This window comes from Croceicoccus sp. BE223 (assembly GCF_031457155.1).
GTDB lineage: Bacteria > Pseudomonadota > Alphaproteobacteria > Sphingomonadales > Sphingomonadaceae > Croceicoccus.
The window spans coordinates 378,348-393,798 of sequence record NZ_JAVDWB010000001.1; the positions used below are offsets into that span (position 1 = coordinate 378,348).

General features: G+C 68.1%; 13 protein-coding genes and 1 tRNA gene. 13 read left to right on the forward strand and 1 reads right to left on the reverse strand.

What is annotated here, in order from left to right; all coding sequences use genetic code 11:
* Positions 1–30: 30 nt before the first annotated feature.
* The 12 genes from J2X37_RS01875 (at position 31) to J2X37_RS01930 (ending at position 14,249) form a co-directional block, all read left to right on the forward strand.
* A complete protein-coding gene (locus J2X37_RS01875; RefSeq protein WP_310017116.1) occupies positions 31–1,104 on the forward strand; it encodes an ABC transporter permease in 1,074 nt (357 codons plus the stop codon).
* A 27-nt stretch (positions 1,105–1,131) separates the two neighbouring features.
* Entirely contained in the window at positions 1,132–2,841 is a 1,710-nt protein-coding gene (locus J2X37_RS01880; protein WP_310017118.1) for a nitrate ABC transporter ATP-binding protein, read from the forward strand.
* Positions 2,842–3,052: 211 nt separating this feature from the next.
* Complete coding sequence (locus J2X37_RS01885) at positions 3,053–4,291, forward strand: alginate export family protein (protein ID WP_310017120.1); 1,239 nt, start codon at positions 3,053–3,055, stop codon at positions 4,289–4,291.
* A gap of 250 nt (positions 4,292–4,541) precedes the next feature.
* Complete coding sequence (gene nirB / locus J2X37_RS01890) at positions 4,542–7,049, forward strand: nitrite reductase large subunit NirB (protein ID WP_310017122.1); 2,508 nt, start codon at positions 4,542–4,544, stop codon at positions 7,047–7,049.
* Positions 7,049–7,414 (forward strand): nitrite reductase small subunit NirD, encoded by a 366-nt coding sequence (gene nirD, locus J2X37_RS01895; protein WP_310017124.1) that lies wholly within the window; start codon positions 7,049–7,051, stop codon positions 7,412–7,414. Before nirB ends, nirD begins: the two co-directional genes overlap by 1 nt.
* Before the next feature lie 5 nt (positions 7,415–7,419).
* Positions 7,420–10,002, forward strand: a complete 2,583-nt coding sequence (locus J2X37_RS01900) for a molybdopterin-dependent oxidoreductase (protein ID WP_310017126.1) — start codon at positions 7,420–7,422, stop codon at positions 10,000–10,002.
* The gene (gene cobA / locus J2X37_RS01905; RefSeq protein WP_310017128.1) at positions 9,999–10,805 is read left to right on the forward strand and encodes a uroporphyrinogen-III C-methyltransferase; all 807 of its coding nucleotides are present in this window, start codon (positions 9,999–10,001) and stop codon (positions 10,803–10,805) included. Before J2X37_RS01900 ends, cobA begins: the two co-directional genes overlap by 4 nt.
* 13 nt (positions 10,806–10,818) lie before the next feature.
* Positions 10,819–10,895 (forward strand) — tRNA-Pro (locus J2X37_RS01910).
* 175 nt (positions 10,896–11,070) lie between these two features.
* Entirely contained in the window at positions 11,071–11,400 is a 330-nt protein-coding gene (gene yajC, locus J2X37_RS01915; RefSeq protein WP_310017130.1) for a preprotein translocase subunit YajC, read from the forward strand.
* Positions 11,401–11,410: 10 nt separating this feature from the next.
* Entirely contained in the window at positions 11,411–13,009 is a 1,599-nt protein-coding gene (gene secD / locus J2X37_RS01920) for a protein translocase subunit SecD (protein WP_310017132.1), read from the forward strand.
* Between the two features lie 12 nt (positions 13,010–13,021).
* Positions 13,022–14,005 carry a protein translocase subunit SecF gene (gene secF / locus J2X37_RS01925; protein ID WP_310017134.1) on the forward strand — a complete coding sequence of 328 codons (984 nt, stop codon included), beginning with the start codon at positions 13,022–13,024 and terminating at the stop codon, positions 14,003–14,005.
* A gap of 112 nt (positions 14,006–14,117) precedes the next feature.
* Entirely contained in the window at positions 14,118–14,249 is a 132-nt protein-coding gene (locus tag J2X37_RS01930; protein ID WP_310017136.1) for a hypothetical protein, read from the forward strand.
* 4 nt (positions 14,250–14,253) lie between these two features.
* On the opposite strand, the gene J2X37_RS01935 is transcribed toward J2X37_RS01930, so the two are convergent.
* Positions 14,254–14,826 carry a helix-turn-helix transcriptional regulator gene (locus J2X37_RS01935; RefSeq protein ID WP_310017138.1) on the reverse strand — a complete coding sequence of 191 codons (573 nt, stop codon included), beginning with the start codon at positions 14,824–14,826 and terminating at the stop codon, positions 14,254–14,256.
* Positions 14,827–14,929: 103 nt separating this feature from the next.
* On the opposite strand from J2X37_RS01935, the gene J2X37_RS01940 reads away from it, so the two are divergent.
* Entirely contained in the window at positions 14,930–15,439 is a 510-nt protein-coding gene (locus J2X37_RS01940) for a DUF6456 domain-containing protein (RefSeq protein WP_310017140.1), read from the forward strand.
* Positions 15,440–15,451 lie beyond the last annotated feature (12 nt).

Here is a 15,451-nt window from a genome sequence, read left to right on the forward strand (position 1 = left end):
GCGAAGAAGACCCTTCAGGAGCATCCGACAATGGCCACCGTTTTCGCCGATACCGCGCCTTCGCAAACCGCCGCCGGCGATCCCGCGAACCCCGTGATCGAAGCCGCGCCGGGCTCGGTTGCCGGCAAGGTGGCGCCCCCGGCCACCCCGGTCCAGCCGCGCCGCCCGCACCCGGCCGCGCAAAAGGCGGTCGGCGTCCTGAAGGCTCTCGTCGCCCCGACCCTGGGCATCCTCGGCTTCCTCGCGCTCTGGGGCGCGCTGGCGCCGCAGGTGCAGACCTCGCTCGGCGCGCTGCCGGGCCCGGTCGAGGTGGTCGAGCAGGGGGTTGTGCTGGCCGGCGAATGGTCGGCGGCCAAGGATGCCGAAGCCCAGTTCTACGCCGACCAGGACGCTCGCAATGCCGCCGCCGTGGCGGCCGGCAATCCGGGCGCGGTGCAGGATTTCGCATACTCCGGCCCGCCGACCTTCCTCGACCAGATCCTCACCTCGCTCAAGACGGTGGCGCTCGGCTTCGTGCTGGCGACGCTGGTCGCGGTGCCGATCGGGCTGCTGGCCGGCCTGTCGCCGCGCTTTAATGCCGCGATCAACCCGCTGATCCAGATCATGAAGCCGGTCAGCCCGCTCGCCTGGCTGCCGATCGTGACGATGGTGATCTCGGCGATGATCACCAGCGCCGATCCGCTGCTGCCCAAGGCCTTCGTGATTTCCGCTCTGGTGGTGATGCTCTGCTCGCTCTGGCCGACGCTGATCAACACCGCGGTCGGCACGGCCAGCATCGACAAGGACCTGCTCAACGTGGGCCGCGTCCTGCGCCTCGGCTTCTTCGCCAAGCTGACCCGGCTCGTCCTGCCCGCCTCGCTTCCCTACATCTTCACCGGCATGCGGCTGTCGCTGGGCGTGGGCTGGATGGTGCTGATCGCGGCCGAAATGCTCGCGCAGAACCCCGGCCTCGGCAAGTTCGTGTGGGACGAGTTCCAGAACGGCTCCTCGCAGTCGCTGGCCCGGATCATGTTCGCGGTCGTCGTCATCGGCTTCATCGGCTTCGGGCTCGACCGGATCATGATGGCGCTGCAGGCCGCCGTGTCCAAGAACCGCACGATCTGATTGCCGGCACAGGCCAGGAGAACCCGCATGGAACAGCTGCCGATCTCGACCCGGCCGATCCTCTCGCTCCAGGGCGTGACCAAGAGCTACACCGGCAAGGGCGGCGGCGTCAGCCCTGTCCTGGGCGGCATCGAACTTGACGTGGCCGAAGGCGAGTTCGTCGCCATCCTGGGCTTTTCCGGGGCGGGCAAGACCACGCTCATCAACACCGTCGCCGGGCTGGTCGAGCCCGACGCGGGCCGCATCCTGCTGCGCGGAGAGGCGATCAGCGGGCCGGGCCGCGACCGGGGCCTCGTGTTCCAGTCCTACTCGCTGTTCCCGTGGCTGACCGTGCGGCAGAACGTCGAACTGGCGGTGGACGCGGTGCACAAGGACCGGTCGCGGGCCGAACGCGCCGCGCTGGTCAAGCAAAAGGTCGAGCTTGTCGGGCTGGGCCACGCGATGGACCGCAAGCCGGCGCAGCTTTCGGGCGGCATGCGGCAGCGCGTCTCGGTCGCCCGCGCGCTGGCGATGGAGCCGGAGATCCTGCTGCTCGACGAGCCGCTCTCGGCCTTGGATGCGCTGACCCGTGCCAAGCTGCAGGACGAGATCGAGCGCATCCGCGAGGAGGAGAAGCGGACCATCATCCTCGTCACCAACGACGTCGACGAGGCGCTGCTGCTGGCCGACCGGGTCGCGGTGCTGACGCCCGCGCCCGCCGCCCGGATCGGGCGCATCTTCGACGTCGACGTGCCGCGCCCGCGCGATCGCGAAGGGGTGAACGACGACGAGCACTTCAAGGCGCTGCGCAATCGCATCGTCAATTACCTGTCCTCGCTGAACGCGCAGGGGCCAGGCGAGGGTGAGAGCGGCGTTGCGCTGCCGGGCGTCGCCCCGCTCGACCTCACCGCCGCCGACGGACCGCCCAGGGCCTACATGGAAGCGGGGCGGAGCGCGGTCGAGAACCGCTATCTGGAATTCTACAAGCTCGACAAGGTCTACCCCACGCCGAACGGTCCGCTGAAGGTCGTCGACGATTTCAACCTGATCATGGACAAGGGCGAGTTCGTCTCGCTGATCGGCCATTCGGGTTGCGGCAAGTCGACCGTGCTGACGATGGCCTCGGGCCTCAACGAGATCAGCGGCGGGGGCATCGTGCTCGACAACCGCGAGATCAGCGCCGCCGGCCCCGACAAGGCGGTGGTGTTCCAGGCCCCCAGCCTGATGCCGTGGCTGACCGCGCGCCAGAACGTCGCGCTCGGTGTGGAGCGGGTCTATCCCCACGCTTCCCGGGCCGAGCGCCGCGACATCGTCGACTATTACCTCGACCGTGTCGGGCTGGCCGATGCGAAGGACAAGATGGCGGCGGAAATGTCGAACGGCATGCGCCAGCGCGTCGGCATCGCCCGCGCCTTCGCGCTCAGCCCGCGCCTGTTGCTGCTCGACGAGCCGTTCGGGATGCTCGATTCGCTGACCCGCTGGGACCTTCAGGACGTGCTGGTCGAAGTGTGGAACCGCACCAAGGTCACCGCGATCATGGTGACCCACGACGTCGACGAGGCGATCTTGCTGGCCGACCGGGTGGTGATGATGACCAACGGCCCGAACGCCACGATCGGCAAGGTGCTGAAGGTCGACCTGCCGCGCCCGCGCGATCGCAAGGCGCTGCTCGAACATCCGCAGTTCTACGCCTACCGGCAGGAAGTGCTCCACTTCCTTGCCGAATACGATCACGGACCCGCCGCCAGGGCGGCCTGATCGCTTTTCCCGGCCGGGCACCGAACCGGTCGACAGCGCCGCGCCCCGCCGCGATGCGGGGCAGGGGAAGGGCAACGGAGCCCGTCCCCGATGCGCCCGCCTTCGCGCCATGCCGTCGGCAACGCTGCCGTACGCCCATCACAGGTTCAGGGAAACTGCGACGTCCGGATACCCGAAGACGGGGTCCGGCGCCGCCCAAGGAGGTAATGACATGAGGACATCGATCGTTCTGTGCGCCGCCCTTTCGGCCATCGCCGCCAGCGGCACCGCCCATGCCAGGCCGGGCGAGCCGATCGCGCTGGGTGACCGCGTCACGCTCGACCCGATCATCGAAGGGCTGCTGCGTTACGAACACGTCGAGCAGGACGACGCCAACCTCGACGCCGATGCCGTCACCATCGGCGTCCAGTTCGGCGCCGAGCTGAAGGCCAAGGGCTTCTCGCTTCTCGCCGAGGCGGAAGGCACCGTCGCGGTCGACGACCATTACAACGACACCATCGCGGGCAACAACGGCTATCTCGGGGCCGAGCCCTACTCGGTGGTCGCCGATCCCGAGACGCTCGAGCTCAACCGCCTCCACGTCGGCTATGCGGGCAAGGCCGGTTCGGTGACGCTGGGCCGCCAGCGCATCAATCTCGGCAACCAGCGCTTCGTCGGCAACGTCGGCTGGCGCCAGAACGAGCAGACCTTCGACGCCGTGCGCGCCACCGCAAAGTTCGGGCAGGGCTATCTCGACGCCACCTACTCGAAGTCCCAGCGCACGATCTTCGGCCAGGATGCCGGCGCGCGCCGCGCGTTCGACGGCGACTTCGTGCTGGCGAACGCTGGCGTGAAGGTGAAGGACATCGACGTCACCGTCTTTGCCTACCTGCTCGATTACGACGCTGGCGAAGCGGCTCCGTCGAGCCAGACTTACGGCGCGGTCGCCGCGGGCAAGCTGCCGATCGACGGGCCGGTCGCGGTAACCTTCGTCGCCAGCTACGCCAGACAGCAGGACTACAAGGGCCATACCGCCGACTATTCGGCAGACTACGTCAACGCCGAGCTGGCCGCTGCGATCAAGGGCTTCAAGTTGACCGCGGGGTACGAGAAGCTGGGCAGCGACAACGGCATCGGCTTTTCGACGCCGATGGCGACGCTCCACAAGTTCAACGGGTTCGCCGACGTGTTCCTGAACACCCCGGCCGCGGGCATCCAGGACTATTACGCAGGCGTTGCCTATGCCTTCCCCAACGTGAAGGCGATCCCCGGCCTCAACGCCAGCGTGACCTGGCACCGCTTCGACAGCGATGTCGGTGGCATCGACTACGGCAGCGAATGGGATGCGACGCTGGGCTTCAAGGTCGGCAACTTTCCATTCCTGTTCAAGTACGCGAACTACAAGGCCGATGCCTGGCCCGCGTCGGGCGATGTCGAGAAGCTGTGGGTGCAGGCGGGCTTCGCGTTCTGATGCGGTGAGGGTGCGGTGCGGCAAATTCGTGCTGCAATGCAAAAAACCCGCTTGCCGCACCCGCCGCGAATCGATTATAACGACCGGACCGCAGCACTTGCGCCGCCCAAGGTGGGGCCGGCAACCGGCAGGTCGCAGCGAACCCTTTTCAACATTGCGTGGCAACGAAGCCGCCCGGAACCATCAAGGGGCCCAGTCCCCTCGACGGATCTTGGCGGCTTTTTGCGTTGCGCGGTTTCGAGGATCGAGGATGAACGTGACCGTCGCACCTGACACCAGCGGGGCCGTCGCCGCCCTTTCCCGCGGGCGAAAGCTCGTCGTCATCGGCAACGGCATGGCCGGGTGCCGCGCGGTGGAGGATATCCTGGCCCGCGATGCGGACCGTTTCGACGTGACGATCTTCGGCGCGGAGCCGCGGGTAAACTACAACCGCATCATGCTCTCGCCGGTCCTCGCCGGAGAAAAGACCTTCGACGAGATCGTGATCAACACCCGCGAATGGTACGACGAGAACGGGATCGAGCTGGTCTCGGGCGACCCGGTGGTCGGCATCGACCGCGACAGGAAACAGGTCGTGACCCGTGGCGGGCGGATCGAGGGCTATGACACCCTGCTGATCGCGACCGGGTCCGACCCCTTCATCATTCCGGTGCCGGGCAAGGATCTCGACGGCGTCGTCACCTTCCGCGATCTCGACGATGTCGACAGGATGCTGGAAGCCGCCGGCAAGGGCGGGAACGCGGTCGTCATCGGCGGCGGCCTGCTCGGGCTGGAGGCGGCGCACGGCCTGTCGCTGCGCGGGATGAAAGTCACCGTCGTCCACCTGATGCCAACCCTGATGGAACGCCAGCTGGACGAGGCGGCGGGTTACCTGCTGAAGGCGGAGCTCGAAAGCCGGGGGCAGACCATCCTGACCGGCGCCAACACCAGGGAGATCGTCGGCCAGAACGGCCAGGTCAGCGCCGTCCGCCTCGACGACGGCACGGTCATCCCCGCCGATATCGTCGTCATGGCCGCGGGCATCCGTCCGGCGACCGGGCTGGCGCGCGAGGCCGGTCTCGAGGTCGAGCGCGGCATCATGGTCGACGATCACATGGTGACGAGCGACCCCGACATTCTGGCCGTCGGCGAATGCGTCCAGCACCGGGGGCAATGCTACGGCCTCGTCGCGCCGCTGTGGGAGATGTGCCGCAGCCTCGCCGACTATGCCACCGACGCGCCCTCGGGCTACGGCGGTTCGGTCACTTCGACCAAGCTGAAGGTTTCGGGGATCGACCTTTTCTCCGCCGGCGACTTCTCGGGCGGCGAGGGGTGCGAGGACATCGTCCTGCGCGATGCCAGCCGCGGCGTCTACAAGCGGGTCGTGGTCAGGGACGACCGCATCGTCGGGGCGGTGCTTTACGGCGATACCGCCGACGGCAACTGGTATTTCGATCTCCTGCGCAAGGGCGAGGACATCGCCCCGATCCGCGAGGCGCTGATCTTCGGGCAGGCCTTCGCCAGCGGAGGCGCTTCGCTGGACCCTAACGCCGCCGTTGCTGCTCTTTCCGATGACGCGGAGATCTGCGGCTGCAACGGCGTATCGAAGGGGCAGGTCGTCGCGTGCATCTCGGGCGGGGCGCACAGCCTCGACGCGGTTCGTTCGGGCTGCAAGGCCTCGGCCAGTTGCGGGTCGTGCACCGGCCTCGTCGAAAGCCTCCTGTCGCTGACGCTGGGCGCGGACGCGGTCGAAAGCGGGCCGAAGACGATGTGCAAGTGCACCAGCTTCACCCACGACGACGTCCGCAAGCACATCGTGGAAAAGGAGCTGAAGGAAATCCCGCAGGTCATGCAGGAACTGCACTGGACCACGCCCGACGGTTGCGCCTCGTGCCGCCCGGCGCTCAACTACTATCTGCTCTGCGCGTGGCCCGGCGAATACGTCGATGATCAGAAGAGCCGCTTCGTCAACGAACGGCTCCACGCCAACATCCAGAAGGACGGCACCTATTCGGTGGTGCCGCGCATGTGGGGCGGGGTGACGACGCCCGACGAATTGCGCGCCATCGCCGATGCCGCCGACAAGTACCAGGCGCGCCTCGTCAAGGTGACCGGCGGCCAGCGCATCGACCTGTTCGGCATCCGCAAGGAGGACCTGCCAGGCATCTGGGCCGATCTCAACGCCGCCGGGATGGTGTCGGGTCACGCCTACGGCAAGTCGCTGCGCACGGTGAAGACCTGCGTCGGCAGCGAATGGTGCCGCTTCGGGACGCAGGATTCGACCGGACTCGGCGTGAAGATCGAACAGATGACCTGGGGCAGCTGGATGCCGCACAAGTTCAAGATCGCGGTCAGCGGCTGCCCGCGCAACTGCGCCGAGGCGACGATCAAGGACTTCGGTGTGGTCTGCGTCGATTCGGGCTACGAACTGCACGTCGGCGGCAACGGCGGCATCCACGTCCGCGCTACCGACCTCCTCTGCAAGGTGGAGACCGAAGCGGAGGCGATGGAAGTCTGCGCCGCCTTCATCCAGCTTTACCGCGAGGATGCGCGATACCTCGAACGCACCGCGCCGTGGATCGAGCGCAAGGGGCTGGACTGGCTGAAACAGGCGCTCTTCGCCCAGCCCGGCACGGTGTTCGAACTGGCCCGCCGCTTCCGTCATTCGCAGAGCTTCTCGCAGGACGACCCCTGGGCCGCGCGCGCCGGTGGCGACCGCCGCGACCTGCACAGCCATCTGGCCGAAGTGCGCCCCCTTTCGATCGTGGAGACGGTGTAATGGTTTACGGCAAGTGGCTCGACATCGGCCCAGTGGACCAGATCGAACCCGGCACCGCGCGCACCCTGCCGGTCGAGGGGCGCGAGGAACTGGCCGTGTTCCGCACCATGCGCGGCGATGTCTTCGCGGTGGTCAACACGTGCCCGCACAAACAGGGGCCGCTGTCGCAGGGCATCGTCCACGGCAACGTCGTGACCTGCCCGCTGCACAACTGGAACATCAGCCTGGTGACCGGCCGCGCGCTCGGCGACGACGAGGGCTGCGTGCCGACTATCCCGGTAAAGGTCGACGGCGGGCGCATCTTCCTGCTGCGCGATGCGGTGCTGAACCCCGAAACGCGGGGCGAAGCGCCCCGGGCCGCCTGATCGCGATGCGCGCGCCTGTCGCCACGACCTGTGCTTACTGCGGCGTCGGCTGCGGCATCGTCGCGACGCCGGGGGCCGGGGATCGCGAAGTGGCGATCGCGGGCGACACGAACCATCCGGCGAACCGCGGCCGTCTCTGCATCAAGGGCACGACGCTGGGCGACACCGTTGGCCTCGAAGGGCGGCTGCTTTACCCGATGATCGGCAACCGGAGAGCAAGCTGGGACGAGGCGGCGCGCTTCGTCGCAAGGACCTTTGCCGACACCATCGCCGAGCACGGGCCGGACAGCGTCGCGTTCTACGTATCGGGCCAGTTGCTGACCGAGGACTACTACGCCGCCAACAAGCTGATGAAGGGCTTCATCGGCAGCGGCAACATCGACACCAATTCGCGTCTCTGCATGGCGAGCGCGGTCGCCGCCCACAACCGCGCCTTCGGCGAGGATCACGTGCCCGTCGGCTACGAGGATCTCGAGGCGGCGGACCTGATCGTTCTGGTCGGGTCGAACACCGCGTGGTGCCACCCGGTCGTCTGGCAACGGATCGAGGCGGCCCGCGCGGCGCGGGGCACCAAGGTCGTGGTCGTCGATCCGCGCCGCACCGAAACCGCGTCGGAGGCCGACCTCCACGTCCGGATCGCGCCCGACGGCGACATCCCGCTATTCCGCGCCCTGCTGGCCGAGATGCGGGGCCGAGGCTTGGTGGACGGCGCGTTCCTGGATGACCGGTGCGTCGTGCCCGACGGCTTCTGGACGAATCTCGACGGGGCGCATGGAGAGGATCTGCCGGACGCCTTCGCCGCGCTCGCCGATCTCGTCGCCGCCCATCCGCGGATGGTGACGGTGTTTTCGATGGGATCGAACCAATCGGTTCGCGGCACCGACAAGGGCAATGCGATCATCAACCTCCACCTCGCGCTGGGGCGGATCGGCCAGGCCGGGATGGGACCGTTCTCGCTCACCGGCCAGCCGAACGCGATGGGCGGGCGCGAAGTCGGCGGCCTGGCCTCGACACTGGCCTGCCACCTCGGCTTTGCCGACGATGAGCGCGAGGCGGTTGCCGGGTTCTGGGGCACCGACCGGCTGTGCTCCGGGCCGGGGCTGAAGGCGGTCGATATGTTCCGCGCGGTCGATGACGGGCGGATCAGGGCGATCTGGGTCATGGCCACCAACCCTGCCGTGTCGATGCCCGACGCGGGCTTCGTGCGCAAAGCGCTCGAGAAATGCCCGTTCGTCGTCGTCTCCGACTGCATGGCCGATACCGATACCGCCCGGCTTGCTCACGTGCGCCTCCCGGCCAAGGGGTGGGGCGAGAAGAACGGCACCGTCACCAATTCGGAACGGATGGTCAGCCGCCAGCGGCCCTTCCTTGCCCCTGCGGGCGAGGCGAAGGCCGACTGGCGCATCGTCGCGGAAGTGGCCGCCGCGATGGGGCATGGCGCTGCCTTCGGCTGGACCGGCCCGGCGGCGGTCTTCCGCGAAAACGCGACGATGACCGGGCTTGCGGCGCGGCGCGGCCTGAAGCTCGACTTCACCGCCATGGCCGACTTGTCGGATGAAGGCTACGACGCGCTCGAACCCTTCCGCTGGGGGACGGGCAACCTCCGTGCCGACGGTTTTTCCTTTGCCGATCGCCGCGCCCGCCTGGTCGATGTCGCGCCCCTCGCCGCAACGCCGTTCGATCCGGCCTTTCCCCTGCGCCTCAACACCGGGCGTTATCGCGACCAGTGGCACACGATGACCCGCACCGGCCTTTCGGCGCGGCTGGCGACGCATCGACCCGAACCGCTGGCCGAAGTGCATCCGATCGATGCGGCGGTGGCAGGCATCAGCGATGGCGGCCTCGCCCGGATCGCGACGCCGCGCGGCGCGACCGTGCTGCGGGTGCGCGTCACCGATGCTCAGGCCAAGGGCACGATCTTCGCGCCGATGCACTGGAGCGACCTTTTCGCCAGCGGCGGGCGCACCAATCGCCTGACCTCGCCTGCGCACGACCCGGTCTCGGGCCAGCCGGGCTTCAAGGATTGTGCCGCGGCGATCGCGCCGGTGGTGCCGGAATGGCGGGCCTTTCTCGCCAGCACCGGCGAACCGGTCGGGCCTGACGTGCTCTACTGGGCGAAGGCGCGCCAGGCGAAGGGCTGGCTGGTTGAACTGGCGGGCGTGGGCGACGTGCCGCTGGACGCTGTCTTGCCCGAGGGGCGGCGGCTGGAGGCGGAGGACACGCGCCGCGGCATGCAACGCATCGCCGTGATCGGCGAGGACGGCAGGCTTGCCGCCGCGATGTTCGTGACCCGCAGCGGCGATCTGCCACCACGCGACTGGATCGCCGCGCAACTCGGCGACGATGCCGCCGGTCCGGTCGAACTGCTAGCCGCACGCCCCGCCACGCCGCGCCCCGATCCGGGGCCGCAGGTGTGCGTCTGCTTCGACGTCGGCCTCAACACCATCCTCGCCGCGATCGCGCAGCAGCGGCTCACCAGCGTCGAGGCGATCGGCCGCGCGCTGAACGCGGGCACCAACTGCGGCAGCTGTCGCCCGCAACTGAGCGCGATCCTGCGCGAGACCAATCTGGCGGAGGCTGCGGAATGAACGACTTCGAACCCGGACAGGTGTGGCTGGTCGGCGCCGGGCCGGGCGATCCCGACCTGCTGACGCGCAAGGCGGAGCGGCTTATCGGCGCGGCGAGCGTCGTCTTCTACGATGCGCTGGTTGGCGCAGGCGTGCTGGCGCTGATCCCTGCGCATGTGCGCCTGGAGCCGGTCGGCAAGCGGTCGGGCCGCCATTCGAAGGACCAGGCCAGCATCGACCGCCTTATCGTCGAGGCGGCGCTGGCGGGCGAGAAGGTGGTGCGGCTTAAGGGCGGCGATCCCGCCATCTTCGCCCGCGCTAACGAGGAGCTGGAGGCCTGCCGCGCGGCGGGCGTCGCGGTTCGCATCTGCCCCGGCATCACGGCGGCCAGCGCGGCGGCGGCGGACCTGGGCATGAGCCTGACCTTGCGCGGCCTTGCCCGCCGGCTCACCTTCGTCACCGCCCATGCGCGGGCGGGCGAGTGCGTCACGCTCGACTGGCCGGCGCTGGCCGATCCGCAGGCGACGCTGGCCGTCTACATGGGCAAGGCGGCGGCGCGCGACGTTTCGGCGGGGCTCATCGCGGCGGGGCTGCCCGGCGACACGCCCTGCGCGCTGGTCGAGCAGGCGAGCCTGCCGGAGGGCGGTACGTTCCTGACCCGGCTCGACCTCCTGCCGATCGCGGCGCAGACCGCGCTTGGCGATGGCCCGGCGCTCATCCTGATCGGCCAGGCGGTGGGCGCGGCGGTGCCGGTGCGCCGCGAAACGAAAGTCGCGATTTCGGGCCTTGCGCCCGCTTGCCAAGCCGAAATGCCCCGCCTATAGGGCGCGCTCCGGTCGGGACGTAGCGCAGCCTGGTAGCGCATCACACTGGGGGTGTGGGGGTCGGAGGTTCGAATCCTCTCGTCCCGACCAGTCCTTTTCTGAAAGGACTTTCGCGGCCATTGCCGCATTTTTCCGTCACACGCGAAACCAGCCGCACGTTGCCTCGCCTATGCATAGCTGCTAGGCGCGCGGGCCATGTCCCGTGGCCCTTGTTTCGCGGCCCACGGCTCTTATTGAAGCCACACCACAACGCCAAAGGCCTTTCATGTCCAGCAACCTGCTCGTTCTTGCCGCCGCCGCCCCGGCCGCCGGCCCTCCGGGATGGGTCCAGATCCTGCCGCTCGTCGCGATGGGCGTCATCTTCTGGTTCCTCGTCTTTCGCCCGCAGATGAAGCGGCAGAAAGAGCACCAGGCCAAGATCGCCGGCTTGCAGAAGGGTGATCGCGTGGTGACCGCAGGCGGGCTGATCGGCAAGATCGTCAAGCTAGACGATCACTACGTCGATCTCGAACTCGGCCCCAACGTGCGGGTCAAGGCGGTGCGTTCGACGATCGGCGACGTGATCCCGCCGAACAACGCCCCGGCCAACGACTGAGACGCCCCGCATGCTCGATTTTCCGCGCTGGAAACGGATCTGGCTCTGGGGCATCACGCTGCTGGGCGTGCTGCTGGCGGTGCCGTCGCTGACGATGCTGACCGGCCAGCGCTGGCCCGCTTCGCTGCCCGACCCGCAGGTCAACCTTGGCCTCGACCTTGCCGGTGGCAGCCACATCCTGCTCGAAGCCGATACCGCGCAAGTGCGCGACCTGCGGCTGCAAGGGATGGAAGAAGAGGTGCGCCGCGCCATGCGCGAGGCGACACCGGCGGTCGACATCGGCGACATTTCCACCGCGAACGGCCGCCTGTCGTTCATGGTCGAACAGGAAACCCAGGTCGATGCCGCGCGCGAGGCGCTGCTGCCGCTGACCGAGGGCGTGGGCCTGACCGGCCAGCGCGACTGGGAAATCCGGGTCATCGACGGCCAGCGTTTCGAACTGACGCCGACCACCGCCGGGCTGGAGCAGGCGGTCGAGAACGCGATGGACACCGCGACCGACGTCGTGCGCCGCCGCATCGACGAACTCGGCACGCGCGAGCCGACCATCATCCGGCAAGGTGACGAGCGCATCGTCGTGCAGGTCCCTGGTCTCGACGATCCGGCCAAGCTCAAGGCGCTGCTGGGCCAGACCGCGAAGCTCGAGTTCAAGCTGGTCGATCAGACCGCGCTGCCCAGCGACATCGCGCAGGGCATCGCCCCTCCGGGCAGCCAGATCGTCCCCTACGCCGCCGATTCGCAGCAGCAGGGCGCGATCGCAGTCAAGCGACTGGGCGGCATCCAGGGCGACCAGCTGACCAATGCGCAGCAGGGCTACGACCAGAACGGCACGCCCGTGGTCAACATCACCTTCAACCAGGAAGGCGGGCGCAAGTTCGCCGCGCTGACCCAGGCGAACGTCGGCAAGCCCTTTGCCATCATCCTCGACGGCGAAGTGTTGTCGGCTCCCAACATCAACGAACCGATCCTCGGCGGCCAGGCGCAGATCTCGGGCAGCTTCAACGTCGATTCGGCCAATGCGCTGGCGATCTCGCTGCGTTCGGGCGCGCTGCCTATCGATCTGAAAGTGGTCGAGGAGCGGACCGTCGGGCCCGATCTCGGCGCCGATTCGATCAACAAGGGCGTGCTCGCCCTGCTGGTCGGCGGCGTCGCGGTGCTGGTGATCATGGCGGTGACTTACGGCCGTTTCGGCATGTACGCGAACTTCGCGCTCCTGCTGAACGTGCTCATCATCCTCGGCATCATGGCGCTGATGGGCACGACGCTGACGCTGCCGGGCATCGCCGGCTTCGTGCTGACGGTCGGCACGGCGGTCGATGCCAACGTGCTGATCAACGAACGCATCCGCGAGGAGCGCCGACGCGGCCGCCGCGTGGTGCAGGCGGTCGAGGTCGGCTACCGCGAGGCGCAGCGCGCCATCTTCGACGCCAACATCACCAACGTCATCGCCGGCGTGCTGCTGTTCCTGTTCGGCTCCGGGCCGATCCGCGGCTTCGCCATCGTCCTCATCATCGGCATCGTCACCTCGGTCTTCACCGCCGTGACGCTGACCCGCATGTGGGTCGCGGGCTACTTGCGCAAGCACCGCCCCAGCGACCTGAACATCTGAGGGGTACGCGACGTGAAACTGCTCAAGCTCGTTCCCGACAACACGAACATCCGCTTCCTGCGCTGGCGGCTGCCGTTCTACGTCGTTTCGGTCATCCTGATCGCGGCGTCGTGGGCGGCGGTCTTCGCCAACGGGCTCAACATGGGCGTCGATTTCGTCGGCGGCCAGATGATCCGCGCGACCTTTACGCAGGATGCCGAGGCACCGGTGCCCGAGCTGCGCGCAGACATCGCGAAACTGGGCTACGGCGATCCGGTGATCCAGCGCTTCGGCCAGCCGAACGAGGTGTCGATCCGCATGCGCCTGCCCGAAGCGGCGAGCGACACCGCGGCCAAGGACCTGGCCGACCAGATGACCCGCAGCATCACCGCAGAGATGCAGAAGAGCCATCCGGGCGTGCGCATCGACGGGGTCGATTCGGTGTCGGGCAAGGTTTCGGGCGAGCTGTTCCAGACCGGCATGCTGGCGCTCGGCGCGGCGATGCTGGCGATCTCGATCTACATCTGGATCCGCTTCGAGTGGCAGTTCGGCGTGGGCGCGCTGTTCGCGCTGGTCCACGACGTGTCGCTGACGCTGGGGCTGTTCGCCGTCACGCAGATGGAGTTCGACCTCAACATCGTCGCCGCGATCCTGGCGATCATCGGCTATTCGCTGAACGATACGATCGTGGTCTACGACCGCATCCGCGAGAACCTGAAGAAGTTCCGCAAGATGCCTGTCGATGAAATTCTCGACCTGTCGGTGAACGAAACGCTGTCGCGCACGGTGATGACCTCGCTGCTGACGTTGATCGTGCTCGTTGCGCTGATGTTCGTCGGCCCGGCCAGCACCTTCGGTTTCGCCACCGCGATCGCCTTCGGTATCTTTGTCGGCACCTATTCGTCGATCTACATGGCGGCGCCGATTCTCATCTGGCTGCGGGTGACGACGAACAGCTTCGTCCCGGTCGAGGATCCGATGGACAAGCAGGAAAAGCTGATCCGCGGCGAAGGCTGACGGCGCCAGGCCTCGCCTGCCTTTACGACGAGCCGCCCTCTCGCTGACGTGGGAGGCGGTTCGGTCCGGATGCGAAACGTGCTATGTTGGCCCCTTGGGAAAGGAGGCCAAGATGGCACACGACAATCGCTACGAAGCGGAACTGCGCAACCTGCTCGCGGAACTGCGCGATCACCCCGAACGCAACCACGACGAGGCGCGCCAGCGCATCGCGGTGCTGCGCCGGATGGTAGAGGCGGCCTAGCGGCTCAGAGCGGCCGCACCAACATCACCGCCAGCGCGACCCAGGCCGGATCGCGCACGACCGTCTGGCGCTGACCTGCGCCGGGCGGCAGGATCGCGACGAAATCGGCGCTGCGATCGATCAGGCGGCCGAACGCGAAACGCCCGCCGGGCCGCGGCACCAGCACGTCGCGGTTGAGCGCCTGCGCGGTCTCGGCGGGCGTCAGTTCGCGCAGCCATAGCCGGTCTCCGGCGCGGTATTCACCCTGCGTCGCATCGACTTCGAGGACGCCCGTCACTGCGTCGCCGAGCATGACTTCGGGCAGCACGGCCTCGCGCGGGCGGGACAGGGCCTCGGCCCCATCGCTGCCAAGCCGCGCGACGACCATCGGCGCGGGCCGCGCCTCGCTGGCCAGCAACGCTTCCGGCGCGACACCGAGCGCGGCGGCCAGTCGATTGAGCCATTCGAGTGACAACGTGCGCATGCCCGTTTCGAGCCGACCCACCGTCTGCGGCGTCGTCGGCGGTTCGCAGGCGGCCGCGAGGTCGGCGAGCGTCATCCCCTTGTCCTTGCGGACGGCCCGGATGCGATTGATCATGAATCTCGCTCCTCAATAATGCGAACCGATCTGGTGTTATTTTCCTACAGGGACGAACCGAAGCAAGGCTCCCTTTCGACTTGTCCAGAAGGGAGATTCGCCCATGCCCGAGACCAGCAACCCCAAGGCCGCACATTACGTCACGCGCGAACTGACCAGCGAGGGGCCGCGTCGCACGTCCGCCGCCTACAAGGGCGGTGCGCCCAAGCGCGGGCGGAGCGTGACGGTCAACTTGCGCGAATCCCCGCTGTCGTGGCTCCATGCGCGCGGCCACCTGAGCGAGCGGCAGTACGAGGCGGGCGAGCGTATCCGATCGGATTGGGAGCGGGCGCAACTGGCGCCCTCGATCACCATGCGCTGGGATCCCGTGCGGGTGCAGGGTTCGGGCGGCGACGGCCTCACCCAGTCCGAGCGGCAGGTCGCGGCCAAGCGTCGCTTCGATGCGGCGGTGGCCGCCGCCGGGCCTGGGCTTGCCGACGTCTTGTGGCGCGTCGCCTGCGCGGGCGAAAGCCTGCCCGATGCCGAAAAGGCGCTGGCCTGGCCTGCGCGCAGCGGCAAGCTCGTCCTCGGCCTCGCGCTGGATCGGGTGGCAGACTACTATCGCATCCGCTGAAGCGGCTCGCTT

What these genes read in the sequence shown, in the direction of transcription:
- J2X37_RS01875 (WP_310017116.1), top strand. Translation starts at nt 31, where the DNA reads ATGGCCACCGTTTTCGCCGATACCGCGCCTTCGCAAACCGCCGCCGGC.
- J2X37_RS01880 (WP_310017118.1), top strand. Translation starts at nt 1,132, where the DNA reads ATGGAACAGCTGCCGATCTCGACCCGGCCGATCCTCTCGCTCCAGGGC.
- J2X37_RS01885 (WP_310017120.1), top strand. Translation starts at nt 3,053, where the DNA reads ATGAGGACATCGATCGTTCTGTGCGCCGCCCTTTCGGCCATCGCCGCC.
- nirB (WP_310017122.1), top strand. Translation starts at nt 4,542, where the DNA reads ATGAACGTGACCGTCGCACCTGACACCAGCGGGGCCGTCGCCGCCCTT.
- nirD (WP_310017124.1), top strand. Translation starts at nt 7,049, where the DNA reads ATGGTTTACGGCAAGTGGCTCGACATCGGCCCAGTGGACCAGATCGAA.
- J2X37_RS01900 (WP_310017126.1), top strand. Translation starts at nt 7,420, where the DNA reads ATGCGCGCGCCTGTCGCCACGACCTGTGCTTACTGCGGCGTCGGCTGC.
- cobA (WP_310017128.1), top strand. Translation starts at nt 9,999, where the DNA reads ATGAACGACTTCGAACCCGGACAGGTGTGGCTGGTCGGCGCCGGGCCG.
- yajC (WP_310017130.1), top strand. Translation starts at nt 11,071, where the DNA reads ATGTCCAGCAACCTGCTCGTTCTTGCCGCCGCCGCCCCGGCCGCCGGC.
- secD (WP_310017132.1), top strand. Translation starts at nt 11,411, where the DNA reads ATGCTCGATTTTCCGCGCTGGAAACGGATCTGGCTCTGGGGCATCACG.
- J2X37_RS01930 (WP_310017136.1), top strand. Translation starts at nt 14,118, where the DNA reads ATGGCACACGACAATCGCTACGAAGCGGAACTGCGCAACCTGCTCGCG.
- J2X37_RS01935 (WP_310017138.1), bottom strand. Translation starts at nt 14,826, where the DNA reads ATGATCAATCGCATCCGGGCCGTCCGCAAGGACAAGGGGATGACGCTC.
- J2X37_RS01940 (WP_310017140.1), top strand. Translation starts at nt 14,930, where the DNA reads ATGCCCGAGACCAGCAACCCCAAGGCCGCACATTACGTCACGCGCGAA.